Source organism: Deferribacter autotrophicus, assembly GCF_008362905.1.
GTDB classification, from domain to species: domain Bacteria; phylum Chrysiogenota; class Deferribacteres; order Deferribacterales; family Deferribacteraceae; genus Deferribacter; species Deferribacter autotrophicus.
Genome location: NZ_VFJB01000008.1, coordinates 22,257 through 48,749, shown reverse-complemented (window position 1 = coordinate 48,749; position 26,493 = coordinate 22,257). Strand labels below are relative to the sequence as shown.

The following is a 26,493-nucleotide window of genomic DNA, read 5'->3' as shown; positions in this document are numbered from 1 at the left end:
TATATCAGTCATTGCGATCCACCCGTGGGTGGAGAGCAATCTCCCTTTAGCCGTCATGCAAACAAAGTGAAGCAACATCAAACAAAAGATTACTTCAGAACTTGTCGTACCTCGCAAAAACAAAAAATGGCGTCATTTTAAGTATAATAAAGAATCTATTACAGTTTTAAGCTTTAATCATTATTATTCACGTTAAGGAAACTAAAAGCTTTTACCATTTTTTAAATGAACATCCATTTGTGGATAAGGAATACTTATACCTTCTTTATCAAAACGAGTTTTTATCTTTTCAAGCAAATCACATCTTGTTTGCCAGTAATCAGAAGATTTTACCCATGGACGTACTACAAAATTTATGCTGTTATCTGCAAGCTCTGACACCCCAATAAAATATTCTGGCTCTTTTAAAATTCTTTCATCTTCATCTAATATTTTCTTTAAAACAGTCTTTACTATTTTCAAATCCTCCTTATACCCTACTCTTACAACGAGATCTATCCTCCTTATATCTCTTGCAGAATAATTTATGATTTCATTTCCTACAATTTTTGAATTCGGCATTATAATGCTTCGATTATCAGGAGTTTTCAATAAAGTATTAAAAATTGATATTTTTTCAACAATTCCAGCAACACCACCTGCTTCAACAAAATCCCCCACTTTAAAAGGTCTTGTGAATAGAATCAAAACACCAGACCCAAAATTTGAAAGATTACTCTGCAAAGATAAACCTACAGCAAGAGTTGCAGCACCAATAATGGCAACTAATGATGTGGTTTTAATCCCTATGGTATTTAATGCAATAACTATGGAAACAATAAAAAGTGCATAATAAGTCAAATCACCAATAAAGCCTGCAAGCATATCATCGGCTTTTGCTTTTTTTAACCCCTTACTTACAACAACACTAACTCTTTTGGACAAAAACTTTCCGATAAAAATTATTAAAAGACCAATTATGATTTTAATACCAAAACTGACAGCAAGTTGCTTATAAAAAAGAAATTTATCACTCATAAATTTCCCCTTTTCTTTTTTAATTTATTATGTTAACTAATTTATATGAATAATAAATTTAAGCAAGAAATACTTGAAAAGGTTTTTGACAACTTTGATAAATTTTATATTCACATAATGCCACATAATGGTCTAATTATTGGTACAAGAGGACTTCTTGATCAGGAAAAGGAAAAAGGTTTGCTCCTTGTATTTGGTCCATATTCATATAAGGACCTTCAGTGGGATGATCAAAATATTTATGTATCAATGAGATTTTCAGGAAAATGGGAAAGTTTAGTTATTCCTTATGTAGCAATTACGTCTATTTTTGATGATCCTCTTACCCCCTCATTTGTATTCAGCTTTAAAATAACAGCTACACAAGATAAAACTGAAGAAAAACAGGAAAAACCCAAAAAACCTCTTGTAGAAAAAGGCGATAAGGTAATAAAAATAAACTTTCAGTCTAAAAACTAGACATGTATGATTTTATAGATACATTGAAAGAATTTTTTAACTTTACAGTCTTAAATATTAGCATTAAAAAACTCCTAATATTTTTCTTTATCATATTTGTTTTCTTCTTTCTAAAACAGATCGTTACAAACTTTATCTTAAAAACAATTAAAAAATTAACAGGAAAAACTAAAACAGAAGTCGATGATCTATTAATTGTTGCTATAGAAAAACCTGCAAAACTGGTTATTGTATTAATCGGGTTCCATTTTGGTTTTTTATATCTTAACCTTCCGGATAAATCACAATTACTTGTAAGACATATCATCAATTCTCTCTTAATATTTGCAGTTTCCTGGTCACTTTATCGCTCTGAAACAATCATTAATAAGTCTATTGAAAAGTTTCTTAAAGACAGGCAGTTTGAACTCATTGATAGCTTTGTCCCTTTTATCAACAAATTTATCAAGATTACCATTGTTATTTTTGGGATAATATTTATCATTCAAGAATGGGGTTATAATGTAGGGGCCCTGCTTACTGGACTTGGAATTGGCGGTGTGGCCATCGCCCTTGCTGCTAAAGATACTTTGGCAAATTTTTTTGGTAGTTTAATGATTCTCCTTGATAGACCTTTTAAAGTTGGTGACTGGATTATATGTAACAATATCGAAGGGATAGTGGAAGATATAGGGTTTAGAAGCACTAGAATTAGAACATTTGCAAAAGCTCTGGTATCAGTACCAAATTCCATCATTGCCACATCTCCCATCACTAACTGGTCATTGAGGGATAGAAGAAGAATAAAAATGGTTATAGGGGTAACCTACTCAACTCCAAGAGATAAAATGGAGAAAGCTGTAAACGAAATAGAAAATATGCTCAAAAATCATCCCATGATTCATGATGAACCACTAATGGTTTACTTCACAGATTTTAACAACAGTTCATTGGATATTTTTATTTACTGCTTCACAAAAACAAGTGTGTGGGCTGAATATCTTGCCATTAGACAGGATGTCAACCTTAAGATTATGGAAATTATGGAAAAACTGAATATAGAATTTGCTTTTCCATCTATGTCTGTCTATATCGAAAAAACACCTGAACGTGAAGCAGATATTAAAAATTTATAAACTCTAATTTAGGAACTTTCTTTATTTCACCAATTTCATAAGCGTATTCATAAAAAGTTTTAAGTCCATTCAGATGGCTTGTAGTAAGATCATAATTAATCGTTTCCCAATAATCGATAATCTGATAGGAAGTTAACCCTTTAAAATAATAATGGTCAATTAAAGTGGACAAATTTTTCTTACTATTCGTTTTAATATCAACTAATTCATTATAAAAATTCTTCAAAATATCTAATTTATCCTTAGCAACTTCCCTATTAACTAACCACAAAGCATACACAAATGGAAAGCCAGTAAAATCATACCAGAGTTTACCAAGATCAAAAACATATTTAAATTCTGAATTATAAAACCGATATAATGCCTTATCACCTATGTATAAAAAGGCATCACAATCATTCTTATCAATGCTATAATTTACATTGATATTTAAAAATTTTTTTAACAAAATTTTTAAAAGAACAATGCTCGTCCCTGATTCATCCGTAAGATAAATATTTTTATTTTCAAGATACTTTATTTCATAATTACTAAAAAGACAAACACTCTTCACCTCTTTAATACTGCTAATGGACAAGTTTTTTAAAATTAAATAATTTTCAGGATGCCTTGCATATTCAATGCTACTACAGCATGATATATCTATGCCACCATCCCTCAGTGCCTTATTCAGAACAGAAGGATAAGATTTAATAAACTTATATTTGCCATTCTTTTTAAGCTCATAAAAAATTGGATACACATTTGCATATTCTATTTCACCAATTATCAGCATTTCACACCATAAAAAACTTTATTCCAATAAAAAACAAAACAATTGCACCTAAAATTTCAATTTTTTCTCCAAAAAACCTCTTTGATATACTTCCAAGATACACACCAACAAGGGAAAAAATAGCACACACAAAACCAATTAATAATGAAGCAACAAAAATATTACCTTTAAACAGAACAAAAGTAAAACCAACTCCCAAAGCATCCATACTTGTAGCAAGGGATAAAGATACAAGTGATAACCCCTTAGTTGGATCATTAATATTACATACCTCTCCTTTATTTTCCATAGCTTCCTTAATCATTTTGTAGGCAATAACGAAAAGTATGATAGCTGCGATAATATCCAAATTGTTTACAAATTTTTGCACTTTATAACCAATAAAAGCACCTATTAAGGGCATCAAAAATTGAAATAATCCAAAATGCCAACCAAGCCTGAAATAATGTCTTGGAGTGTGGTATTTACACCCTACCCCAAAAGATACACTAAAAGCATCAATACTTAAAGCTACGACAATAATAAATATTTCTACTAAGCTCATATTATTTTAAAAATCACCTCAGCAAAAATTAAGCTCACTATCAATGAAAATGGGTAAACCGCCGCATAACTGATTGATGGTAACTCGTTCTTTACCATATTATTTACAACTCCTAAAGAAGGTGTAGATGTAAAAGTTCCTGCTAGAAAACCTAAATATTGCAATCCATTCATTTTTAAAATCTTCAGCACATAAAAACTGAAACTAAAAGTTACTACTATTAATGTTACAATTGCAAACAAAACAGGATAAATGCCATGAGTGGTTATTGATTCAACCAAATATTTCCCTGCATTTGTTCCCACAGTGGCTACAAAAAGAAGCTGTCCTAACACTTTCATAAGATTGTTGGAATGAGGAGATAATTGCCAAACAATGGGACCAATTCTACCAAGCCTACCAAAGATTAAAGCACACAGAAGTATTCCCCCCACAAAACTCAACTTAAATACCCCAACAAAAGGTAATTCTATGGGAATATACCCAACAAGCATACCCAAAACTATTCCAAGGGAAATAGGAATAAAATCTGCAGAAGGGAATGCCATCAAATTATCACCTATCAATCTGATAATTTTATCTTTGTTTCTCTCTAGGCCCACGATATATAGCTTATCCCCAAGCATTAATGTTACTTCAGGCATTGGAGAAATGTCTATACCTGCTCTCCTAACTTTAGAAATTCTTCCCCCCAAAGCATAAAGCTCTTTTAACTCGTTAATCTTCTTACCTACAATATCTTTGTTACTTACAAGCAATCGATATATCTTCATATTGTCTTTAAACTGCACATCTGCTTCCGCTTCTTCTCCTGCAACAATTTTCATCCTTTTAAGCTGCTCGTCAGTACCAGTTGCTCTTATGATATCTCCATAATGGATAACAAAATCATCCACAATCTCACCTATCTCATGTTCTGAGGCAATACGCTCCACCACAGTACCAGTTAGTCTTTCCAAATCGCTTTTTCTAATCTTTTCTTTTTTAAATATTTCATTAGTTATTTTAAAATTCTTTGTTAATATTGGTGGATGTTCTTTCAAAACCCCTTCTTTATATCTTTCATATTCTTTATTGAAATCAATTTTAAAAACCATAGGTAATATTCTAAATATTAAAACCGTAACTATCAGTGCAAAAGGATAAACAACACCAAAAATTACTGAAATCGTATGATCATTTTTCATTTCAAGTGCAGATGCAAGCGCAGGAGCTGACGTAAGCACACCAGTGTAAATTCCTGCTGCAATGGAACTATTGTATCCTAAAAGATAAGAAACTCCTACTATTGAAAAAAAGATTAAAGATAATAAAGTTAAAGATAAAAGATTTAGTTTTAGTCCTTCCTTTTTTAATGAATCAAAAAAACCAGGTCCAGTCTGGAGTCCTATAGCATATATAAAAATAGCAAGTCCAAAATACTTAAAATCTTCCGGTATAACAATCCCAAAATGGCCTGCTATAAGCGATATAATTAACAATCCCGCAATATCAAGACTGAAATTCTTATAATGCAAATTCCCTAAAAGCAACCCAAGTGAAATTAACAAAAAAATGTAAAAAACTGTTGGTAAATGATCCATTCTATTTAAAAGCTTTCAATAACATATCATATATTTCATCAATATAATCATTCAAGTCTCTAGCCATCCCTGTAAATACCCAAGTTGAAACTAATTCATCAAGTGTACCAAAAAACATTTCTCTTGCAAGATAAACATTCAAGTTTTTAGATAAAATCCCTTTTTCTTTACCTTCTTCAATTACCTCTTCAATTACTTTGAAATAACTTCTTAAATTTTTTCTTATTTTACTGCGCAGCTCAATATGTGGCTGTCTCAATTCAATCTGCAACACCTTAGCTAAATCTGGATTGTCTGTCATTATCTTAATGTGATATTTTATCAATACCTTTAATTTTTCAGCAGGATCTTTAATATTTATTATTTCTCTTTTTGCATTTAATACATATTCTTCAAGCTTAATTTTAAAAATGGTTACTAAAATATCTTCTTTATTTTGAAAATAATTATAAATTGTTCCATCCGCTACATCGGCTAATTCAGCAATATCTTTTACTTTAGCACTGTGAAATCCTTTGTTACCAATAACTTTAATAGCAGCGTTGAGTATTCTTTCAAATTTATTTTCCTTACTATTTTCCATTTTTCCTCCCTAACTCAATTGATCTGTTAGTAGCAGCCTCAACTGCATTAATTAGAGTTGTCCTTAATCCTCCCTGTTCAAGGGTATGCAAACCAGCTATTGCAGTCCCCCCTGGTGAGGTTACCATATCTTTGAGTCTACCAGGATGCATACCCGTTTCTAATAAAAGTTTAGCTGAACCAAGAACAGTCTGCGCTGAAAGTTTTAATGCTACTTCTCTTGAAAGTCCCATTTTCACGCCAGCATCACTAAGCGCCTCTATAATCATAAAAATATATGCAGGACCACTACCAGACAATCCAGTAACAGCATCCAATTGAGTCTCATCTACTATAACCACCAATCCCACAGCTTTAAAGATCTCATATGCTAATTTAATATCCTCTTCCGTTGCATGAATCCCACTACATATAGCAGTAGCACCTTGAAGAACTAAAGCAGGAGTATTCGGCATACTTCTTATAACACGAAGTTCTTTACCTACTGTTCGCTCAATATAATCAGTACTTATCCCTGCTGCAATTGAAATAATAAGTTTTGATTCATCAACAGCATGGTCAATCTCTTTTAAAATCCTATCTATAATTTGAGGTTTTACAGCTAAAACAACAATATCTACATTTGAAACGAGCTTTACATTATCTTTAAAAATTGTATTTATTCCGTATTCATTTCTCAATGCATCAAGTTTTTCAATATTTATATCACTTGCATATATATCTTCAGGTGGTACAAGGCCAGATTTTAAAATACCTTTAATTAACGCAGTAGCCATATTTCCCGCACCAATAAAACCTATTTTTTTGCCGGAAAACACTTAACCCTCCCTAATCCACATTTCAATTTTTTCAAATATTTCACCCCTAAGTGGATTGTCATCTAGTGTTAAAATATGTTTTATACTTTTTTGTTTTATTAAATCAATCTTTTTTTCCTTTGTTTTAATTTTTTTATAAAATAACTTTACTTTTTTAGTATCAATAAGATTATCATATTCTGATAAAATTACATATATTGGGACACTCTCTTGATTAACACTTTTCCATGTATATTCAATAAGCAGGTAAAGTTGATAAAGTCCTTTAACTGGTCTTACTGGATAGTAATATTTTGAAAGATTTTCATCAAACTCCTCATTTATGACATATTCTTTAAAATTTTTAATTAACGGTATCAGTTTAAATCCAAAATCCTTTATTCCTAAAGCTGGTGATAACATAACAACTTTATCTGCACCATTAAGAATTGCAACATCAATGGCTAAAAGTGCACCCATAGATTGTCCAATTATAACCAACTTTTTACAATTTTTTTTCAATACAAAATAACCGTACTTTAAAGATTCATACCAGTCATTATAAGTTAAAACATTCAAGTTTTTCGGAGTACTTCCATGTCCTGCTATTCTTGCAAGATAAACACTATATCCTTTTTCATTTAGATAATCAGCTAATAATGACATCTCATAAGGTGAAGCAGTAAATCCATGAACAAGTAAAACACCAGTACCATTATTTCCAGGCAAAAATTTTGGGAAATTCTCTTTTACAGATACGCCCTCTGATTGAGCTCTTTTTTTATCAAGTGCTAAAAGTTCATAAGTATCTACAGATTTTAAATCCTTAAATGGCTTTAACCCTACTAATTTTACCATATAAAACTTTATATACAAAAAAAAGATTAAAAAAAAATAATATCCATGGAATGATAAACCACTTAACAACTTGCACTTATCTTATCTAATTTCTCCTTTTCTTTTCTTGTATAAAAAACTCATTTATATCCAAACACTCCTTATCTCCTTTTAGAAAAAAAGACAAGAATCTTTCAAACTTTTCGAAAATATCTTTATCTATCACATGTTCAATTCTACATGTATTTTCTTCAGCTCTTTCTTTCTCGACTGATAATACTTCAACTAAAAATTTAGTAAGCACAGTATGCTTGTGGAAAATTTCCTCCGCATACTTCATCCCTTCATCCGTCAGGGTAATATAACTGTATTTATCGTAATTAACCAATCCTTTTTCGGATAATAATTTTAATGCATTTGTCACTGAAGATTTTTTCACATCAAGCTTTTCTGCAATATCTTTTACTCTCGCCACTGGACTTTCTTTTAAAAGTACATAAATTGTTTCTAAATAATCTTCCATATTTCTTGATAATTTCTCATCCATAAAACACTCCACTAACAATGTTAGATTATTATATACACATTTTAGAAATATTCAAATTAAAATAATTCACTGTATTTCAAATCTATCATTAAATAAAATAATATTTATTTAAAAAAGTAATTAATACCTTTATTGATAATAAAATCAAGAGCTTATCAAAAATACTCCAAAAATCATCAGATTTTAAGTTTGAATTAAGATTTTAGAAGTTTGGGATTAGAGGACTTGACCTCCTACCCTCGCCCCTCAGTTTCTAAAACCGATTACCTCAATTTGACCTGCTTTCATTGCTATATATTCTGCAATATCGATAAGTTATACATTCATAAAAAGATAAACAAAAACTTTTAGACAAAAGTAAAAAATCAAATTGTTACCTGTATTATTAAGTTTTAATTACCCTGAAAATTGAAATGCGATGTTCTGAAATACTAAAATTTATAAATTATAAATTTTCTTTATCCCCTTTTACATAAAGCTAACTAATTAACACAATTAACTAAACTTACAAAAAAAGTGTTTTCAAACAAATTAAAGTCATATTTTTTGATTTTTTGCTTGCAATTTATTTTAAGCGGTACATATTAATAATTAAGGGGGAGGTGTGATTTTTAAATTTTCTCAGATACATTATTAATACTTTCAAAAACATAATCAGTTTTAACCAACCTAACAATCCTGATAAATAGATGAATTATCAAAATATCTTAAATACTTATAATCATCAATTTACAAACTTACATTAAAAAGACAAATCCCTTTTATAAAAATTGATGAATGACTTTAAGAATATAAAGCTCAACCTTATAACCCTAAATAAAGCTTGAAAGATTTTTGTTGAGTTGAGTATCTAGTTATCTTTAAAAGGTTTTTTTATGTCCGACCTACTCCCAGATTATCCCCCTTACAGTATGTTGAAAGATAGAGAAACAACCATATCTAAGTTTTTACAACTTCAAATTTCTGGGATAAAAGATATAAACATATATTCTTAAAAACACTCAAAGAAAATAAACCATTAACTGAAGAAGGATAGATGTTGCTTTATTTTTAATGGCGACAAAAAAGATATTTTAATGGATAAATTTTGCTCTAAAACCAACAGACTAATAAACAAAAAATATAAAAGATGTATCCACAACTAATTTTTTTTTGGAAAAAAAAGATTTTTTTTGAATTTTATGATTTATTGATAGATAAGATTTTTTAGATGGTCGGGGCGAGAGGACTTGAACCTCCGACCCTCGGTTCCCAAGACCGATGCGCTACCAAACTGCGCTACGCCCCGAACGGATGGTCTATATATTACAATTTATTTAACTTGTCAACTAATTTTTGAAAGATTTTAATCCTTTATCAATTAAAGCTTTATCAAAGCCTTCTACCTTCTTACCATCAAAAATCAACACTGGGGTGGCCCTAAAACCATATCTTTCAGCAATTTTCTTTTGTCTTTCAATCCTATCTTTAATTTCTTTAGACTTTACAAGTTCTTCAAATCTTTTTTCATCACCTGTTTTTTGTGCAAAATACTTAATAATCTCATCAGCACTTTTACTATCAAACTTTCCACTATAAAGCTCATCAGCAAAATTATGCCCCATAATCATTCCTGCTTCAAATACTTGTGAATAAATCATGGCATTTTTATGAATTGGCAAAGGAAAATTTAGCATATAAAGAGCAATGTCTTTTCTATCTTTAATTTTTGGTTCAAGATAATTATAAGCTTTTCTACAAAAAGGACACTGAAAATCGCTTATCTTTATAATAACATGTTTTGCATTTTTTGAGCCCTGCATAAGAGTCAAATCTTTTGTGGGGATATCAACAGTATCATACATAAAACTCATTTCTTTTATCAAGCTTGTTCCTGTACTAATATTTATAATATCAGGGATAAGAATTTCACCATCAGAGATCAAAAATTGGGAAACTTGCCTATTTCTCATCTTATCATTAATATTAACTTTTACAAAATAAAACCCTTTAGGATTATCAAGTTGTTTTATAATTTTTACAGAGACTTCAATACCACTTAAACCCCTTTTAGCAAAATTTTTCATTAAATTTTCTTTTAAAGTATCTTCGATACTTGAAGCAAAAGAAACGGCACTAATAAACATTATTAATAAAATTAATGATAAATATTTTTTCATAAAAACCTCCTGATTTTATCAAAAAAAATAATATACACAAAATATGATTATGTAAACTACAAAAAAGTTCATATAACACCTTGATTTAAAAAAAGTTTAGTGCTAATAATCAAGCTCCGAAAAAACTAAATAAGGCAGGTGGATATGGAATACAAAGATACCCTAAATTTACCAAAAACAGATTTTCCCATGAAAGCTAACCTAACCAAAAATGAGCCTATCAGATTGAAAAAATGGGAAGAAGAAAAGATTTATGAAAAAATATTAGCAAAAAGAAATCCTGAAAATAAATATATTTTACATGACGGTCCACCTTATGCAAACGGACATCTTCATATGGGACATGCTCTAAATAAGATTTTAAAAGATTTTATACTCAAAACCAAATCTTTAAAAGGGTATTATACCCCTTATATCCCTGGTTGGGATTGTCATGGCTTGCCTATTGAACATCAAGTTGATAAAGAACTTGGTAAGAAAAAAAATGAAATTCCAAAACATGAAAAGAGAAAGCTTTGTAGAAAATATGCAAGCAAATTCATCGATATACAAAGAGAAGAATTTAAGAGGCTTGGTGTACTGGGTGATTGGGAAAACCCATATATCACTATGGATTTTAAATATGAAGCTAACACATTGAAAGAATTGTACAAATTTTTTGATAACGGTGGTGCATATAAAGGGCTAAAACCTGTTTATTGGTGTATTTCTTGTGTTACAGCTTTGGCCGAAGCCGAAGTAGAATACCATGATCACACATCACCATCCATTTATGTAAAATTCCCTCTTAATGATGACGCAAAAAAAGCTTTAAATATAGAAGAAGAGATTTCAGCCGTTATCTGGACAACTACCCCTTGGACATTGCCTGCAAACCTTGGAATTGCTATGAATCCTGAACTTGAATACGCTGTTGTAAGAGTTTTAAAATCTGACAATAAAAATTTAAAAGAAAACGAATTGTTAATTTTAGCAAAAGAGTTGGTAGAAAAGCTTAAAGATATTTTCAAAATAGAAGAACTTAAAATTGAAAAAGTATTCAATGCCAATACACTTGAAAGAACAAATGCAAAACATCCATTTTATAATAGAAATTCACTTTTTATTCTCGGTGATCACGTAACTCTTGAACAGGGTACAGGGCTTGTTCACACAGCTCCTGGGCATGGTCAAGAAGACTATGAAATAGGTTTAACCTATGGATTAGAAATACTTAATCCTGTGGATGATTACGGAAACTTTAAAAAAGATACAGAACTATTTGGTGGAATGAATATTTTCAAAGCTAATGAAGAAATCATAAAACTGTTAGATAGTAATGGGACTTTACTAGAAACATCCAAAATAAAACACTCATATCCGCATTGTTGGCGATGCAAAAAACCAGTGGTTTTTAGAGCTACACCTCAGTGGTTTATCTCAATGGAAAAAAATGATTTGAGAAAAAAAGCTCTAAATGAAATTGATAAAGTACAATGGATTCCATCATGGGGAAGAAACAGAATCTATTCTATGATAGAAAATAGACCTGACTGGTGTATTTCAAGACAAAGAAGTTGGGGTGTTCCAATAGCGGTTTTCCTTTGCGGTGAATGCGGTGAAGTAATTATAAATAAAGATATTCAAGAAAAAGTACTCTCCGAATTTTATAAATATGGTGCCGATATCTGGTTTGAAAAAGATGTTGAATACTTCTTGGGCAAAGATTTTGAATGCCCACATTGTAAAAGTAAAAATATCAGAAAAGAAACCGATATTTTGGATGTTTGGTTTGATTCTGGTGTAAGCCATGCAGCTGTTTGTGAAGAAAGGGAAGAACTTAGATGGCCCGCAGATATGTACCTTGAAGGTAGTGACCAGCATAGAGGATGGTTTCACAGTTCTTTGTTAGAAAGTGTAGGTACAAGAGGCAAAGCACCATACAATGAAGTACTTACCCATGGTTTCGTGGTAGATGGTAAAGGGCTTAAAATGTCCAAATCTATGGGTAATGTAATAACTCCAGATGAGATAATCAACAAGTATGGTGCAGAAATTTTAAGATTATGGGTGGCTGCAGAGGATTACACTGAAGATATCAGAATTTCAAATGATATAATAAAACATCTCGTAGAATCCTACAGAAAAATAAGAAATACTCAAAGATATCTTCTTGGCAACCTTTACGACTTTTCTCCGAACAAAGATATCATTAAATTTGAGAATCTCAAAGAACTCGATAAATATATTCTAATAAGGTGGCAAAAAGTAAAAGAAAGAATTTATAAAGCATACGATAATTATCAATTCCACATTTTTTACCACACATTCTTAAATTTCTGTATCAATGACTTATCATCTTTTTATCTCGACATAATAAAAGATAGGGTCTACGCTTATAAAGCGGATTCTTTTGAAAGAAGGTCAGCTCAATCAGCAATGTTTATCCTTCTAAGAGAGATGGCCATAGTTATGTCCCCTATTCTTTCATTCACTGCTGATGAGGTTTGGGAATTTTTACCAGATTTTAAAGGAAAAGAAGAATCTGTATTCATACACACATTTCCTCCTGTAAAACAAATCGAGGATGACGAACTAATTAAGAAAATGGAATTTTTGAAGGAATTAAAATCAGTAGTTAATAAAGCTTGTGAATTAGCAAGAAGAGATAAAATCATAGGTCATTCTCTTGATGCAAAAGTAATTGTTGCTATAAAAGATTACGATGAAAAACTTTTGCAAGTTGATGAAGGAATTGAAAAAATATTTATAGTTTCTGAGTTTTATACTGAGGATTTTGACAAATTAACCGATTGTTACGTTTCTGAGGACGGTAAAATTAAGGTAAAAGTTGAAGCATCTTCCTTTGAAAAATGTGAGAGATGCTGGACGCATTCTGCATCAATCGGCAAAAGTAGCGCACACCCTACCCTGTGTGAAAGATGTGTTAGTCAACTTTAAAGGGAGCTTTACGCTCCCTATTTTTTTATTCTGGGGGGTAAAAATGAAAAACAGAATTTATATAATCTTAGCTTTTATAATTTTAATATTAGACCAATATACAAAATACCTTATTAAAAAGAGTTTTCATCTTTTTGAAATAAAACCTGTTATAAAGGGATTTTTCAATCTTACTTATATACTAAACCCAGGAGCAGCCTTTGGATTTCTTGCTAACTTAAATGAAAAATATAGACAGCTCTTTTTTGTATTTGTTACAATTATGGCAATAATTATAGTAATTTATCTCTTTACTAAAGAAAATAATTCGATTTTGCGAAAACTATCTTATTCACTTATTTTAGGCGGAGCACTTGGTAATTTTATTGACAGGCTATTTATCGGTAAGGTAGTTGATTTCCTTGATTTTTATATAAGCTCATATCATTGGCCTGCCTTTAACGTGGCAGACTCAAGCATAAGTATCGGAATATTTTTTCTTATTCTGGATATGGTAATTAATAAAAAGGAGGATTCAAATAATGAAAATAATGCCTGAAAGAGCTTTAATCAGTGTTTCAAACAAGGAAGGTATTGTTGAATTTGCCAAAAGTCTTGTTCAATATGGAATTGAAATCATCTCCACTGGTGGCACTGCAAAACTGTTAAAAGAAAATGGCATTGATATTATAGAAATATCCGACTTTACAGGATTTCCTGAAATACTTGATGGTAGGGTAAAAACACTTCATCCAAATGTTCATGCGGGTATTCTGAATGTAAGAGATAGTAAAGTCCACAGAGAAACAATGGAAAAAATGAACCTGAAAAATATAGATATGGTTGTAGTAAATCTTTATCCCTTTGAAGCCACTATTTCCAAAGAAAACTTTACTTTTGACGAAGCTATTGAAAACATTGATATTGGCGGTCCCACAATGATAAGAAGTGCCGCAAAAAATCATAAATTTGTGACAGTGGTAGTGGATAACAAAGACTTTGAGTTGATTTTAAAAGAGCTGCATGAAGGAGGTATTTCTTACGATACGAGATTAAATCTTGCAAGAAAAGCATTTACCCATACCGCTGTCTATGACAGTCTTATTTCAAACTATTTCAATCAAATTTGCAATATTGAGTTTCCTGAAGAATTAACCATTCCAATGAGAAAAGATATTGATTTACGTTATGGTGAAAATCCTCACCAGAAAGCAGCTTTTTACAAATCACCCCTCATTAAAGAGATTAGCGTATCTACATCAGAAAAGCTGCACGGCAAAGAGCTTTCATTTAACAATATTATAGATATTAATGGCGCTCTTGAATTAATCAAAGAATTTGAACAACCTGCTGCAGCAATAATCAAACATACAAACCCTTGTGGAGTGGGAATAGCAGACAACATCTTTGATGCATACAACTATGCCCTTGAATGCGACCCTATAAGCGCCTTTGGAGGAATTGTAGCGTTTAATAGAATTGTAAACAGCAAAACAGCAGAAAAATTGTCCGAAATATTTTTAGAAGTTGTAATCGCACCGGATTTTGAAGAAGAAGCTTTTAATATCTTAACAAAGAAAAAAAATCTCAGATTATTTAAAACAGGAAATCTCAACAAATATAGAGATAACGAATACGATATGAAAAAAGTTGTGGGCGGTTTTCTCCTTCAAGATAGAGATTTGAAAAATTTTGATGAAAATGTTGGTTTTAAAGTGGTTACAAAAAGAAAACCTACCAAGGAAGAACTTGAAGCACTAAAATTTGCTTGGATTGTTGTAAAGCATGTGAAATCCAATGCCATTGTTTATGCAAACAGTAATCAGACAATCGGTATTGGAGCCGGACAGATGAGTAGAGTGGATTCAAGCAAAATTGCAGCAATAAAAGCAAGAAAATCTCTTAATGACACTGTTATGGCATCTGACGCTTTCTTTCCTTTTAGAGACTCTGTGGATGAAGCTGCAAAACACGGTATTACTGCAATCATACAACCTGGCGGTTCTATAAGGGATGATGAAGTAATTCAAGCTGCAAATGAACATAATATTGCAATGATTTTTACAGGAATGAGACATTTCAAACATTAAACCCGTGATGCGAAATACGTGACGCATGATGCGTGAAAGATATAAAATTGTGTGTTGAGGTGAGTTATGAAAGTTTTGGTAATAGGTTCAGGTGGTAGAGAACACGCTTTGAGCTGGAAAATAGCTCAAAGTAGTTTGGTGGAAAAGGTTTTTGTAGCTCCAGGAAACGGTGGAACTGCTATTGAAGAAAAATGTGAAAATGTAGATATAAAAGCTGACGATTTTAACAGTCTCTTAAAATTTGCTAAAAACAACAATATAGACCTTACCGTCGTGGGACCTGAAGATCCGTTGGCAAAAGGTATTGTTGATATTTTTGAAGAAAACAATTTAAAAATCTTCGGTCCTAAAAAAGCTGCAGCAATGATTGAAGCAAGTAAAGCCTTTGCAAAAAATGTAATGATAAAAGCCGGTATTCCTACAGCATATTATGCTGAATTTAGTGATTTTGAATCTGCAAAGTTTTATGTGGAAGAAAAAGGTGCACCCATAGTGGTAAAAGCTGATGGACTTGCTGCTGGAAAAGGGGTTACTGTAGCAAAAACGATTGATGAAGCGATAAAAGCTTTAGAAGAAATTTTTATAGAAAAAGTATTTGGTGAATCAGGAAATAAAGTTGTCATTGAAGAATTTCTCGAAGGTGAAGAGGCATCATATCTTGCTTTTACTGATGGTAATGTGATCCTTCCACTTGTATCAAGTCAGGATCATAAACCAATTTATGACAATGACGAAGGTCCCAATACTGGCGGTATGGGTGCTTACTCCCCTGCCCCGGTTGTTACCAAAGATATTTTTGACTTTACCACAGAAAAGATAGCAAAACCACTCATCAATGAGTTAGCCAACAGAGGGATTAAATATAAAGGAATCATTTACGCAGGTCTTATGATAACTGAAAATGGACCTAAAGTTTTAGAATTTAACTGTAGGTTTGGTGACCCTGAGACGCAACCTGTTTTATATAAAATGAAATCCGATATCGTCCCAATAATACTTGCTGCAGTGGATGAACAACTGAAAGATGCTTCCGTAGAATGGTATGATGATGCCACCGTTTGTGTTGTATTGGCATCAGGTGGTTATCCTAAATCATACAAAAAAGGATATGAAATTACAGGTATCAATGATGCAAAAAATATTGATGGTATAAAGGTATTTCACGCAGGAACAAAATTTGAAAATGGCAAAATCATTACCAATGGTGGACGTGTACTCGGAGTTACCGGAAGAGCTAGCAACCTTCATGAGGCAATAGAAAAAACTTACTCAGCAGTAAAACAAATCCATTTTAAAGATATGCATTATAGAAATGATATAGGTCAAAAGGCACTTAGGAGGTAATATCAATGAAAATAGGAATCATCATTGGAAGTAAATCTGACTTCCCGGTAGCAAAAACCGTTTTGGATGTATTAAAAGAATTTGGCGTAGGGTACGAACTGATAGTATCAAGCGCCCACAGGACACCTGAAAGGACAAGTGAGTGGTCCAAAACAGCAGAAGAAAAAGGGATCGAAGTAATCATAGCAATTGCTGGTGCGGCAGCCCATCTTGCTGGAGTTGTGGCAAGTGAAACAACATTACCAGTTATTGCTGTACCTGTAGCAGCCACGACATTGGGCGGTATTGATGCACTATTATCAATGGTTCAGATGCCTGGCGGAATTCCTGTAGCTACAATGGCAATAGGTAATGCAGGAGCAAAAAATGCTGCTATTTTTGCCTGTCAGATTTTAGCCGTCAAATATCCAGAAATTAACGAACGCCTTAAAAAATATAGGCAGGAAATCAAGAATAAAGTTGTTAAAGACAACGAAGAAGTCCAAAAATTGGTACAGTCTGAATAATGATTATTTACAAGGCATCCACAAAACATTTTATAAAAATTTTTAAATTATCTGATAAATATTCCATTCCTTTTATCTATCCCACCGATACTATCTACGGTATCGGTGCTCCTTTTTTAAATTTTGAAGCTAACAAACATATATACCTAATAAAACAACGCGACTACAAAAAACCGTTCCTTGTTTTAATAGGAAATTTAGATCAATTATTCATGCTAATAGATGAATCATCTTTTACCGCAACACACAAAAAAATCATTAATAAACTGTGGCCAGGTGAATTTACATTAATATTTAATGCAAAAAAGACTTTACCTTCCTATCTTTTAGATAAAGGGAAAATAGCAGTTAGATTCCCGAAATACAAAGAATTAACAGAAGCTATCAAAGTAACATTCCCAATAACTTCAACAAGTGCAAATATTTCCAACACAAATATCAACCAAAACTTTAAAGATATCCTCAACCAGTTTAAAAACAAAGTTGACTATTTTATTTATAAAAAAGCGCAGTCAGACGTCCCTTCTACAATTATCGATTTATCCGATTCTAATAATCCTATTTTTATAAGAAATCCTAAAAACTACAAAATTGAAGATTTAATAAAATAATATCATCAAAACCATTGACATATAATATCTTTTTAGTTAAAATTTATATAAACGGAGGTGTCCTATGACAAAAGCTGACATCGTTGAAAAAATTTATGAAAAGCTTGGTATCACAAAAAAAGATATTGCAAATGTTGTTGACATGGTTTTCACAACAATGAGAGAAGAAATTTTAAGTGGAAATAGTGTCAAAGTTTCAGGATTTGGTAATTTTGAAGTAAAAGTAAGAGGTAGAAGGGTTGGAAGAAACCCAAAAACAGGCGATGAAGTGGTAATACCACCAAGATACGTAGTATCTTTTAAACCAAGCCACTTATTCAAAGAAGAGGTTAATGCTTAAAACTCAAAAACTGTACTACAAAATCAGTGAAGTTTGCGAAATTACCGGCTTAAAACCCTCAGTTTTAAGGTTTTGGGAAAAAGAGTTTAGACAATTAAGACCAATAAAAACAGGTAGCAAACATCGCCTATATACCCAAAAACATATAGACTTGATTTTACAGATAAAAAAAATGCTATATGATGAAAAATTGACTATTGAAGGCGCTCGTAAGCGCCTTTCTGATTCCAGAGTTAAACTTTCAAAAGAAGAAATCAAAAAAGAGTTGCAAGAAATTTTAAATCTGCTAAAAAAATAGGCTCTGTCGGGGCGTGGCGCAGCCTGGTAGCGCACACGCATGGGGCGCGTGTGGTCGCTGGTTCAAATCCAGTCGCCCCGACCATTTTTCTTAAATTCAATAATGGTGAAATCATGAAAAAATACAGCTTTAAAAATGATTATAGTGAAGGTGCTCATCCCAATTTATTAAATGCATTAAATGATACAAATTTTATTCAAACAGAAGGGTATTCTACAGATATTTTCTGCTTAGAAGCTAGCAAAATCTTAAAGAATAAAATTGGGAAAGATGATATAGATATCCATTTCGTATCTGGAGGAACTCAGGCAAATCTTATAATGATTTCTTCTGCATTAAGACCTTACGAGTCTGTAATATCAGCAACTACGGGACATATAAACATCCATGAAGCTGGAGCCATCGAATCAACAGGACATAAAATTAATTCGATTGATACCTCTGCCGGAAAGCTTACGCCGGAATTAGTAGAAGAAATCTTAAAATTCCACACTGATGAACACATGGTTAAGCCAAAACTTGTCTATATATCAAATTCAACTGAAGTTGGAACAATCTATAAAAAACATGACTTAGAGGCATTGTTTGAAATCTGTAGAAAATACGACCTATACCTCGTTATGGATGGAGCAAGACTTGGTTCAGCCCTCACCTCACCTTTTAATGATTTATCATTAAATGATATAGCTAATCTTTGCGATATGTTTTATATCGGTGGCACCAAGAATGGAGCTTTGATAGGTGAAGCTATTATTATAACAAATAGTAAATTAAAAGATGATTTCAGATATCACATTAAGCAGAAAGGCGGATTAATTGCAAAAGGAAGAATTTTTGGAATTCAATTCATTGAACTTTTCAAAGAAAACTTATATTTTGATTTAGCAAATCACTCAAACAGAATGGCTCTTAAATTAGCTGAGGGTATAAAACAGTTAGGTTTTTCTTTTTTGTATCCACCTGAAAGTAACCAAATTTTTCCAATTTTTCCTAAAAGACTTATCGATATTTTATTAGAAAGCTTCGATTTTTATATATGGAAAGTAATAGATGAAGAACATTACGCAGTAAGACTTGTAACATCTTGGGCTACAAAGGAAAACAAAATTGATGAATTTTTATCAATCATCCAATCTTTTGCTTGACAAATAATTGCTAAATGGTTATAAACTCTCCACGCACTTTAAATGTCTTGTTTGCCCGGGTGGTGGAACTTGGTAGACACACAGGACTTAAAATCCTGTGGGCCTTTCAGCCCGTGCCGGTTCGAGTCCGGCCCCGGGCATTCTTAATTATCAATAAGTTATAAAAATCATAAATTTTGCCAGATTACACCTTGGGTTACACTTTGGGTTACACTTTGGTAATAGATTGGAAATTAGGCGATTAAATCGCATTGAAGAAATATTAATTTTCCATGGACAAAAATATTATGTTCATCAGAGTATTTTGGAAAAGAATATTTTGAGTCTTTATAATACCTTGGCCTGTTCATTCTTTCAAATCCATTTAAAAAGATTATCTATTTTTGCTGTTAACACCCATCTATCATATATATGTCTGTACTTTTTAGGAGTTGGTTGAGTTATGATATAACAGATTTTAAATTCATTTTGTTTTATCAAAATGGCTAAAATCGAACGAAATAGACTCCATTGATGAAGAAAAAGAAAAAATAAATGCTTTGTTGGAACAGTTTGAAATTTTATGGGAAGTATCGGATTTAACAGATAGAAAAAGGATACTGAGTGCTTTGATTGAAAAGATTGTTGTATATGATAAACATGTTGATATTCAGTTCACTACTGGATATCGGCAAAGAATAGAAATAGAAAAACCCAAAGTTGATTATTTCAAAAGGCAGCTTGAAAAATGGGAAATTGAGGTTTTAAAGAATACACCCACAAAAAAAGCAAAAGCTTTACTTATGCTTGCTGAAGGCAGGAAAATCAGTGAAGTTGCTCATAAGCTTCAAGTTGATTTTTTAAAAATTCAGTGGCTTGTAAAAGCTTTTAACAGATCAGGGATAAAAACTTGTTTTGTTGATTTTAAACCAAACATGAAAATTGAATTTGAAGATTATGTTTTAGAGAATATAGAAAAATTAAAATATATGACTTTCGATGATCTAATGAAACATTTACAGGAAAAAGGTTACAGTGTAGCAAGTAATACACTAAAAAATTTTTGGTATAGGCATTTTATTAGTAAAAAAATTTAATGAGTTGTTGATTTCATAAAATATGTTATAATTAATGTAATGTTGTTTGACAATTGAATATTTTTTTGTGATGAGATGATTAAAATTTAGGCAAAAATTGTATAATTGGTGGATGAATAGGATAATAGGAAGCATGACAATTATATAAAGTTTTTATTTAACAAATAGTTGTGCAATTTTTTAAAGTTCTCCAATGATGTTTAGATTGAAAGTAAAAGTTTAGGATTATCAGAAAGTTATCGATGGTTTATTTATTGTGAACACGAAAATTTTTGTTATTTATTGTCAATAAGTTATAAGATAGGGTGCTTTTAAAAGATAGGTAGCGAAAAATAAAACGGAGAACTTTAAAAATAGGTTGCTAACATATTGATAATTTGGTATTTAGTAAATATACTGTTAGAATTGGTTACCCTGTTCGAAGGGATTGCGACCTTCAAGCATCATTTCCATGCTAAGTTCTAAAGCAAGTTCTGTCAGAATTGGTTACCCTATTCGAAGGGATTGCGACGTAATTACTGCAAACCATTGCTAAAAATCTTATATCTTCTATCGGTCAGAATTGGTTACCCTGTTCGAAGGGATTGCGACAGTATGCGGATCATGACCACAAAAGTCTGGTGACATTCTTGTCAGAATTTGTTACCCTATTCGAAGGGATTAGGTATGTTTGAGAGGAAAGTCTTGAAATTTGTTAAAAAAAGTACCCTGGTCAATTTTTATTGACTCTAATGAAAATTTTCGCTAAATTATAAGTAACAGATGAAAATTATAGACAAACAGTTATATACTTAAAAAGTGCCCCTTGCAACGTCCTGCTAATTAAAAGAAGCAGGGCCGACCAAGGGGCTTTACTTTTTGGAGAAAAATAATGTTTATTCGAAAAGTAGCTTTTGTAATTGATGGCTGGTTTATGTACAAAAGAATACAATCATTAAAATTATTTTATTACAATGGAGAAAACATTAGGAACTACTGTAAAAAATTATTACGAATGAATGATTATTTATATAGAATTTATTATTATGATACTTTACCTTTGAATAAAAAAGGTGAACATCCTTTAACGAAAAAAAGTATTGATTTTTCAAAAACTGAACAAGCTAAAAAACAAACAGAATTATTAGAATCAATAAAAAAGACACCACTATTTGCTCTTAGACTTGGGACCACATATTGGGAGAATAATGCTTGGACTATTCGTTATGATAGATTAAAGGAATTACTTAAAGGAAAAATCACTGTTAATGAGTTAGAAGAAAGAGATATAAAGCCTTTGATTAAACAGAAATCAGTAGATTTAAAAATTGGATTGGATATTGCTTCTTTAGCAAATAAAAGAATTGTTGATGTTATTATTGTGATAACAGGTGATTCAGATATTGTTCCTGCTTTAAAACATGCTCGGAAAGAAGGCATTCAAATAGGTTTGGATACTTTAGGGAACAAAGTTAGACCAGAATTAGAAGAGCATATTGATTTTAAGGTAACTGCAATTCACAGATATAATAACAAACAATAATTTATTACTCATCTTTGAGTTAAACAGTTATTTTCATCTGGGTGGACATAACAGTTTAATACTTGAAAGAGCAATAATTCGTCTGACTTATAACTTATTGAAATACAAAATAATTTATACACTACCTTTTAGAATGTGTTTGCCAGTGGAATTGCGTCCAAAATCAGTGATTTTGGACGGAAAACTGCTTTGGAAAGGCAAGAATGAATAGAAATATTGGGATATTTTAGATTTCAAATGAAAAAATTTTATAAAATGAAGGGATATTTTTAGAATACCATTGATGTGCAACGTCCTTAAATCATTTTATAGGCAAAAATTCGTACAAAAAACGGATCACCTTCATGAAAATTGACATCCATCTATAATGCTTACTTTTAAATCAAGCTACCACTGTTCAAGCTCACCTACTGCTATGGAAGCACCAGCGGAATAGCGACCAGGTGCAACGGTTTGTTATACTTTTTCATCTTCTTTAAAATGTAATGCACATTTATATCATATTTTTTAATACACTCAAATCAATATTTGTACTCCCTTTTGTTTTATTCGCCTCCTCTGAAATTTTAGCAATTTTTATACTCTTTTTGCATTTATGGGATTTTCTAGCAGTAATTTATTCATTTACAATTACTTTTAAATCAATACCGCCAACTTCTTTTAAGTAGTTTTCAGTAACACCCAATAAAGTCATAATATTCTCAGAAGTATTTTGTTTTGATAATCCTGGTTGAACTATAAAAATCTCAAATTCCATAGTTTTTTTATTTTTTGCTATTAACATTAATCTTTCTAAATCTTCTTCTGTCCCTTTTTCAATTCGGCTTTTTTCAAACCCTTGTTTAACTTTCGTTTTTCTGCGTAATAAGTGTTCAAAAAATTCTAACCCTTTTTTATGTTTCCAATTTACTGATTTTTGTGCTTGACCACAAACTTCATAAAAGTTATCTATACGTGTGCTAATTGTTCCGCCTTTTGCATACTTAATGTGATAAAATTGAACCTTTATTTCTTTATCATTCTCTTTAATTGCTATAACATCAGCTATTTCCCCTGAACCATCATCATCATAAATTATGTCAAAATTACTCTGTTTAAGATGTTGAATGACTTTATATTGTATTGAATCAGTTTGAATTGGATCTATACCTTGAGATTCTTTACTTAAATCTACCCCTTTCCAATTCCAAGATATCAATCTTTCATTTGGATAAGGTATGATTGTTTGTTTTAATTCAACATATTCAAACCCCGTAAGAGATGAACCGTCAGCAAACCAAACTTGGGGGGGATTTTCATTAAAATAATCAACAATATCAATTTCTCTTGAACCAATTTTTATAATAACAGAATCAGAACTTATCTTTGATATTTTATAATCAGCAAATTGATTTTCTGTCTCAGCGTCCCTATTTAAAAATAATTCTTTTTTAAATTGTACTTTAATCAATGGTGTTTCTATTTCGAAGTTTATCTCCCCATTATCAGAAGGATTTACAAGGTTTAAAGAGCAATCCGATAGATAAAATTCATTATCATTAATTAATATAAAAATTTTATGCTCAAAATAAATACTTTCGTTCCAATCAATATGAGTAGGATATTTTTTAGGAATTTCATTTACAATTTTAGGTATTAATGTCTCCTTCAAAATTTGATTAGGATTTATCGATTCATCGATAAGTTTTTTCCCTAAATTATCACACCAAGAAATAAACTCTTTTAAATTACCCCTTAAGTAACTCCATATTCTACCCTTGTATGAACAACCTAATGTTATTTTATTACCATCTTCATACCCAGAACCAAAAGTAAATGCTTTTTGCCCCCTTTGTTGTTCAGCAATAGATAGCGCTTCTTCAATATCCGTCCCCACCATCATTCTAAATCTTATTTTTCTATTTAAAAATTCTTTCAATCCAACATTTTGTAAAGAAATTCTCTTTATGTCGGAATATACTCTATAAGTATTTAAACCAGATATTAACTCAAAGCCATTTCCCAAAACCGCTTTAGCAATATTTTTATATAAGCTTGACTTATCTGAGCTATGAATAAATAATAAATTGTTGGTTGTATCATAATATAAGACCATTAATTTCCAATTTAATCCATAAATATCTTTATAGTTAACCCACTCTATTTCATTGCGTTCTGCACTAATAAAGACTAATGTTTTTGATGCTGGGTTATAATCAAAAAATTTATATTCAAGATCATCATAGTGATTTATTCCTTCTTTGAATCTTTTTAAATTAAAAGTTGAAGTATGATTTTTATAAACAACAGTACTTAATGCAAATCTTATATTCTGAAAAGGGATTTTTGAATCGTCAATATGTTGAAATCCGCGAATAAATTCGTCAAAATCAATCTGTTCATCAATTTTACCGGAACTTAAAGTTGATAATAACAAATTCCAATCAGAATCTTGTGCATATAATTCACTTAACTCATCTTCCACATTTGAGTCTGCTAAATTTGCAATAAATGTTGCGGTACCAAGTTGTTTGTCAATAGAAGTTCTTGTAAATCTACCCGCAAATTGCAATGTAACTGGTAAACTTTTTCTTATGTCATGAAAAGCAGCTATTTTTAGTTGCGGCAAATCAAAACCTTCCCCTAACATATTTACAGCAACAATTATTTTATGCTTTCCATGAATAATAGATTCTGTTATTTCTTTTTTTCCAGGAATAGAAGAGTGAATTAAAACAGGATTTAAATCACTATAATTTTTATGATAAATTTGAAATATTTCTTCCGCTCTTTTTTTGTTTTCACACCTTGCCATAAGAATGTGGTTGTATCCGTTTTCTAAATCATATCGTAATTGCTCAACTGCTTTTTCGGCAATTAACCTATCGCCTTTTATTAAATCATATTCCCTTACCGGTATGAATTTTATCTGTTTGAAATATCCTTGCTCTTGCGCTTTTTTTAAGGGAAAATTAAAAATTATTTTTCCTTCTAATTTTTTTCTGTCATTCCTAAAAGGTGTTGCAGTAAACTGCAATATTTGTTCTCTTTTGAAAGAGTCTCTTACTTTTTTCCACAAATTTGATTCGATGTGATGAGCTTCGTCAAAAAAAACATATTCAAAATCCTTTGATAACATTTGCAGAGTCTCAAGCGTGTTTTTTGAGAGGATCGCCATAGTAGTAACAACAACATTACAATTATCAATAAAATCTTTTAATTCATCGATGTCTGCAAAATTTTGCTTCCATAATCCCACTCTTGGGAATAAAGAATTGTTTGAAAGTAATTTAAACTGTTTTAATAATCCTAATGAATAGAATTTTTTAAAGGTTTGTTCTCTTAAAGCATCGAAAGGAACAACAACTAATAACTTATTAATTTTCCTTGCAACTAAAGAAGCCAACATTACTTCAGTTTTACCAGTACCTGTTGGCATTACAACAGTTCCAATATCGTTAGAAACTTTGAAATGACTTAAGATGGAATATAATGCAGCTATTTGTGGATCTCTTAATCCATTAATCCCTTCTTTCAAATTCTCTTCAATAAAATAGAAATTATTGTTCCAAGATCTAACAATTTCGTCAGTTGAATACTTTTTATCTAGTGGATGTTTTAACCATTTAATTAGCTCAATAGAACCAGAAATTAACCTTTCTTCAGTTGCTTTTTGATTAGTTTTTATAACATAATCGTAACCTTCAGGTATGTTATTCTCATTTCTTACCAAACAATATTGTGTTTCATTAGCTTCAATTATTGTAAAAGCGCGATGACTTGAAACAAAACTATAATCTACTTCTTTTTCAGAGATTATTAATTGTGAAACTATATTTTTAATCCCGTTTTTTTTCCAGTATATTTTTTCTAATTTTGGTAAAATTATTGTCATTTCCTATCTCTTATATTTTTTACAGAACGTTTAAAAAATGAAGACGTATTTATCTTTCAATTATGTATAACTTATTATTATACTGCAGCCATCTTAACGTAAAATCTATATTAATTTTATCATTAGGGGTTTACTTTGTCAATTTATGGTGCACAAAAAAATGTTAATTTTTTATGTCATGCAATATTTAATTACAATGTCAAATGTTATACTGCAGCAATAAAATGTCTAAATTTTATTCTCGGGTGCTGGACCATGATATTATTGTGATAAAATATGTTATGTTTCGATTATTTATATTAAATTTTTATATTAAATTTCTAAAAAATGCTTTAAATAAGCATCTGGCATAA

At 31.0% G+C, this 26,493-nt stretch carries 23 protein-coding genes and 3 tRNA genes; 15 read left to right on the top strand and 11 right to left on the bottom strand.

Features of this window, described 5'->3' with window-relative positions; translation table 11 throughout:
* Window positions 1-201: 201 nt before the first annotated feature.
* Window positions 202-1,017, bottom strand: a complete 816-nt coding sequence (locus FHQ18_RS09785; protein ID WP_149266996.1) for a mechanosensitive ion channel family protein — start codon at window positions 1,015-1,017, stop codon at window positions 202-204.
* Between the two features lie 45 nt (window positions 1,018-1,062).
* Between FHQ18_RS09785 and FHQ18_RS09780 the strand changes: the two genes are divergently transcribed.
* Both FHQ18_RS09780 and FHQ18_RS09775 read left to right on the top strand, forming a co-directional pair.
* Window positions 1,063-1,476, top strand: coding sequence for a ClpXP protease specificity-enhancing factor SspB (locus tag FHQ18_RS09780; protein WP_149266995.1), 414 nt, complete (start codon window positions 1,063-1,065; stop codon window positions 1,474-1,476).
* 2 nt (window positions 1,477-1,478) lie between these two features.
* Window positions 1,479-2,591: a mechanosensitive ion channel family protein gene (locus FHQ18_RS09775; protein ID WP_149266994.1), complete on the top strand. Its 1,113-nt coding sequence runs from the start codon at window positions 1,479-1,481 to the stop codon at window positions 2,589-2,591.
* Here FHQ18_RS09775 and FHQ18_RS09770 read toward each other — a convergent pair.
* From FHQ18_RS09770 to FHQ18_RS09730, 9 genes are all read right to left on the bottom strand, one after another.
* Entirely contained in the window at window positions 2,578-3,366 is a 789-nt protein-coding gene (locus FHQ18_RS09770; RefSeq protein WP_149266993.1) for a menaquinone biosynthetic enzyme MqnA/MqnD family protein, read from the bottom strand. The two genes, FHQ18_RS09775 and FHQ18_RS09770, sit on opposite strands and share 14 nt — an antisense overlap.
* A gap of 1 nt (window position 3,367) precedes the next feature.
* Entirely contained in the window at window positions 3,368-3,910 is a 543-nt protein-coding gene (locus tag FHQ18_RS09765; RefSeq protein WP_149266992.1) for a manganese efflux pump MntP, read from the bottom strand.
* Window positions 3,907-5,493 carry an aspartate:alanine exchanger family transporter gene (locus FHQ18_RS09760; RefSeq protein WP_149266991.1) on the bottom strand — a complete coding sequence of 529 codons (1,587 nt, stop codon included), beginning with the start codon at window positions 5,491-5,493 and terminating at the stop codon, window positions 3,907-3,909. Before FHQ18_RS09760 ends, FHQ18_RS09765 begins: the two co-directional genes overlap by 4 nt.
* A 1-nt stretch (window position 5,494) precedes the next feature.
* Window positions 5,495-6,076, bottom strand: coding sequence for a fatty acid metabolism transcriptional regulator FadR (locus FHQ18_RS09755; RefSeq protein ID WP_149266990.1), 582 nt, complete (start codon window positions 6,074-6,076; stop codon window positions 5,495-5,497).
* Complete coding sequence (gene proC / locus FHQ18_RS09750) at window positions 6,066-6,893, bottom strand: pyrroline-5-carboxylate reductase (protein WP_149266989.1); 828 nt, start codon at window positions 6,891-6,893, stop codon at window positions 6,066-6,068. Before proC ends, FHQ18_RS09755 begins: the two co-directional genes overlap by 11 nt.
* Complete coding sequence (locus FHQ18_RS09745; protein WP_149266988.1) at window positions 6,894-7,730, bottom strand: alpha/beta hydrolase; 837 nt, start codon at window positions 7,728-7,730, stop codon at window positions 6,894-6,896.
* A gap of 85 nt (window positions 7,731-7,815) precedes the next feature.
* Window positions 7,816-8,256, bottom strand: coding sequence for a metal-dependent transcriptional regulator (locus FHQ18_RS09740; protein WP_149266987.1), 441 nt, complete (start codon window positions 8,254-8,256; stop codon window positions 7,816-7,818).
* Window positions 8,257-9,467: 1,211 nt separating this feature from the next.
* A tRNA-Pro gene (locus FHQ18_RS09735) sits at window positions 9,468-9,544 on the bottom strand.
* 40 nt (window positions 9,545-9,584) lie between these two features.
* Window positions 9,585-10,415, bottom strand: coding sequence for a DsbA family protein (locus tag FHQ18_RS09730; RefSeq protein WP_149266986.1), 831 nt, complete (start codon window positions 10,413-10,415; stop codon window positions 9,585-9,587).
* 144 nt (window positions 10,416-10,559) lie between these two features.
* Between FHQ18_RS09730 and ileS the strand changes: the two genes are divergently transcribed.
* The 13 genes from ileS (at window position 10,560) to FHQ18_RS09665 (ending at window position 22,266) form a co-directional block, all read left to right on the top strand.
* Complete coding sequence (ileS, locus tag FHQ18_RS09725) at window positions 10,560-13,355, top strand: isoleucine--tRNA ligase (protein ID WP_149266985.1); 2,796 nt, start codon at window positions 10,560-10,562, stop codon at window positions 13,353-13,355.
* 43 nt (window positions 13,356-13,398) lie between these two features.
* Window positions 13,399-13,893, top strand: a complete 495-nt coding sequence (gene lspA, locus FHQ18_RS09720) for a signal peptidase II (protein WP_149266984.1) — start codon at window positions 13,399-13,401, stop codon at window positions 13,891-13,893.
* Window positions 13,886-15,424, top strand: coding sequence for a bifunctional phosphoribosylaminoimidazolecarboxamide formyltransferase/IMP cyclohydrolase (gene purH, locus FHQ18_RS09715; protein WP_149267123.1), 1,539 nt, complete (start codon window positions 13,886-13,888; stop codon window positions 15,422-15,424). Before lspA ends, purH begins: the two co-directional genes overlap by 8 nt.
* Window positions 15,425-15,490: 66 nt before the next feature.
* Entirely contained in the window at window positions 15,491-16,768 is a 1,278-nt protein-coding gene (purD, locus tag FHQ18_RS09710) for a phosphoribosylamine--glycine ligase (RefSeq protein WP_149266983.1), read from the top strand.
* 5 nt (window positions 16,769-16,773) lie between these two features.
* On the top strand, window positions 16,774-17,274 hold the full coding sequence (gene purE / locus FHQ18_RS09705) for a 5-(carboxyamino)imidazole ribonucleotide mutase (protein WP_149266982.1): 501 nt from the start codon (window positions 16,774-16,776) through the stop codon (window positions 17,272-17,274).
* Window positions 17,274-17,885: an L-threonylcarbamoyladenylate synthase gene (locus FHQ18_RS09700; protein WP_149266981.1), complete on the top strand. Its 612-nt coding sequence runs from the start codon at window positions 17,274-17,276 to the stop codon at window positions 17,883-17,885. Before purE ends, FHQ18_RS09700 begins: the two co-directional genes overlap by 1 nt.
* A gap of 64 nt (window positions 17,886-17,949) precedes the next feature.
* Entirely contained in the window at window positions 17,950-18,225 is a 276-nt protein-coding gene (locus FHQ18_RS09695; RefSeq protein WP_149266980.1) for an integration host factor subunit alpha, read from the top strand.
* A complete protein-coding gene (locus FHQ18_RS09690) occupies window positions 18,218-18,523 on the top strand; it encodes a MerR family transcriptional regulator (RefSeq protein WP_149266979.1) in 306 nt (101 codons plus the stop codon). The genes FHQ18_RS09695 and FHQ18_RS09690 overlap by 8 nt, the downstream gene beginning before the upstream one ends.
* A 7-nt stretch (window positions 18,524-18,530) precedes the next feature.
* Window positions 18,531-18,607, top strand: a tRNA-Pro gene (locus FHQ18_RS09685).
* Between the two features lie 29 nt (window positions 18,608-18,636).
* A complete protein-coding gene (locus FHQ18_RS09680) occupies window positions 18,637-19,668 on the top strand; it encodes a threonine aldolase family protein (RefSeq protein ID WP_149266978.1) in 1,032 nt (343 codons plus the stop codon).
* A 53-nt stretch (window positions 19,669-19,721) separates the two neighbouring features.
* Window positions 19,722-19,808: transfer RNA gene (locus tag FHQ18_RS09675), tRNA-Leu, on the top strand.
* A 402-nt stretch (window positions 19,809-20,210) separates the two neighbouring features.
* Window positions 20,211-20,744: a helix-turn-helix domain-containing protein gene (locus tag FHQ18_RS09670; protein ID WP_149266977.1), complete on the top strand. Its 534-nt coding sequence runs from the start codon at window positions 20,211-20,213 to the stop codon at window positions 20,742-20,744.
* A gap of 871 nt (window positions 20,745-21,615) precedes the next feature.
* On the top strand, window positions 21,616-22,266 hold the full coding sequence (locus FHQ18_RS09665; protein WP_149266976.1) for an NYN domain-containing protein: 651 nt from the start codon (window positions 21,616-21,618) through the stop codon (window positions 22,264-22,266).
* Between the two features lie 616 nt (window positions 22,267-22,882).
* Here the strand turns inward: FHQ18_RS09665 and FHQ18_RS09660 are convergent.
* Entirely contained in the window at window positions 22,883-26,140 is a 3,258-nt protein-coding gene (locus FHQ18_RS09660; protein ID WP_149266975.1) for a DEAD/DEAH box helicase, read from the bottom strand.
* Window positions 26,141-26,493 lie beyond the last annotated feature (353 nt).

Bases quoted from the DNA above. Each gene is read 5' to 3' on its own strand.
- FHQ18_RS09785 (WP_149266996.1), bottom strand. From the start codon at position 1,017: ATGAGTGATAAATTTCTTTTTTATAAGCAACTTGCTGTCAGTTTTGGT.
- FHQ18_RS09780 (WP_149266995.1), top strand. From the start codon at position 1,063: ATGAATAATAAATTTAAGCAAGAAATACTTGAAAAGGTTTTTGACAAC.
- FHQ18_RS09775 (WP_149266994.1), top strand. From the start codon at position 1,479: ATGTATGATTTTATAGATACATTGAAAGAATTTTTTAACTTTACAGTC.
- FHQ18_RS09770 (WP_149266993.1), bottom strand. From the start codon at position 3,366: ATGCTGATAATTGGTGAAATAGAATATGCAAATGTGTATCCAATTTTT.
- FHQ18_RS09765 (WP_149266992.1), bottom strand. From the start codon at position 3,910: ATGAGCTTAGTAGAAATATTTATTATTGTCGTAGCTTTAAGTATTGAT.
- FHQ18_RS09760 (WP_149266991.1), bottom strand. From the start codon at position 5,493: ATGGATCATTTACCAACAGTTTTTTACATTTTTTTGTTAATTTCACTT.
- FHQ18_RS09755 (WP_149266990.1), bottom strand. From the start codon at position 6,076: ATGGAAAATAGTAAGGAAAATAAATTTGAAAGAATACTCAACGCTGCT.
- FHQ18_RS09745 (WP_149266988.1), bottom strand. From the start codon at position 7,730: ATGGTAAAATTAGTAGGGTTAAAGCCATTTAAGGATTTAAAATCTGTA.
- FHQ18_RS09740 (WP_149266987.1), bottom strand. From the start codon at position 8,256: ATGGATGAGAAATTATCAAGAAATATGGAAGATTATTTAGAAACAATT.
- FHQ18_RS09730 (WP_149266986.1), bottom strand. From the start codon at position 10,415: ATGAAAAAATATTTATCATTAATTTTATTAATAATGTTTATTAGTGCC.
- ileS (WP_149266985.1), top strand. From the start codon at position 10,560: ATGGAATACAAAGATACCCTAAATTTACCAAAAACAGATTTTCCCATG.
- lspA (WP_149266984.1), top strand. From the start codon at position 13,399: ATGAAAAACAGAATTTATATAATCTTAGCTTTTATAATTTTAATATTA.
- purH (WP_149267123.1), top strand. From the start codon at position 13,886: ATGCCTGAAAGAGCTTTAATCAGTGTTTCAAACAAGGAAGGTATTGTT.
- purD (WP_149266983.1), top strand. From the start codon at position 15,491: ATGAAAGTTTTGGTAATAGGTTCAGGTGGTAGAGAACACGCTTTGAGC.
- purE (WP_149266982.1), top strand. From the start codon at position 16,774: ATGAAAATAGGAATCATCATTGGAAGTAAATCTGACTTCCCGGTAGCA.
- FHQ18_RS09700 (WP_149266981.1), top strand. From the start codon at position 17,274: ATGATTATTTACAAGGCATCCACAAAACATTTTATAAAAATTTTTAAA.
- FHQ18_RS09695 (WP_149266980.1), top strand. From the start codon at position 17,950: ATGACAAAAGCTGACATCGTTGAAAAAATTTATGAAAAGCTTGGTATC.
- FHQ18_RS09690 (WP_149266979.1), top strand. From the start codon at position 18,218: ATGCTTAAAACTCAAAAACTGTACTACAAAATCAGTGAAGTTTGCGAA.
- FHQ18_RS09680 (WP_149266978.1), top strand. From the start codon at position 18,637: ATGAAAAAATACAGCTTTAAAAATGATTATAGTGAAGGTGCTCATCCC.
- FHQ18_RS09665 (WP_149266976.1), top strand. From the start codon at position 21,616: ATGTTTATTCGAAAAGTAGCTTTTGTAATTGATGGCTGGTTTATGTAC.
- FHQ18_RS09660 (WP_149266975.1), bottom strand. From the start codon at position 26,140: ATGACAATAATTTTACCAAAATTAGAAAAAATATACTGGAAAAAAAAC.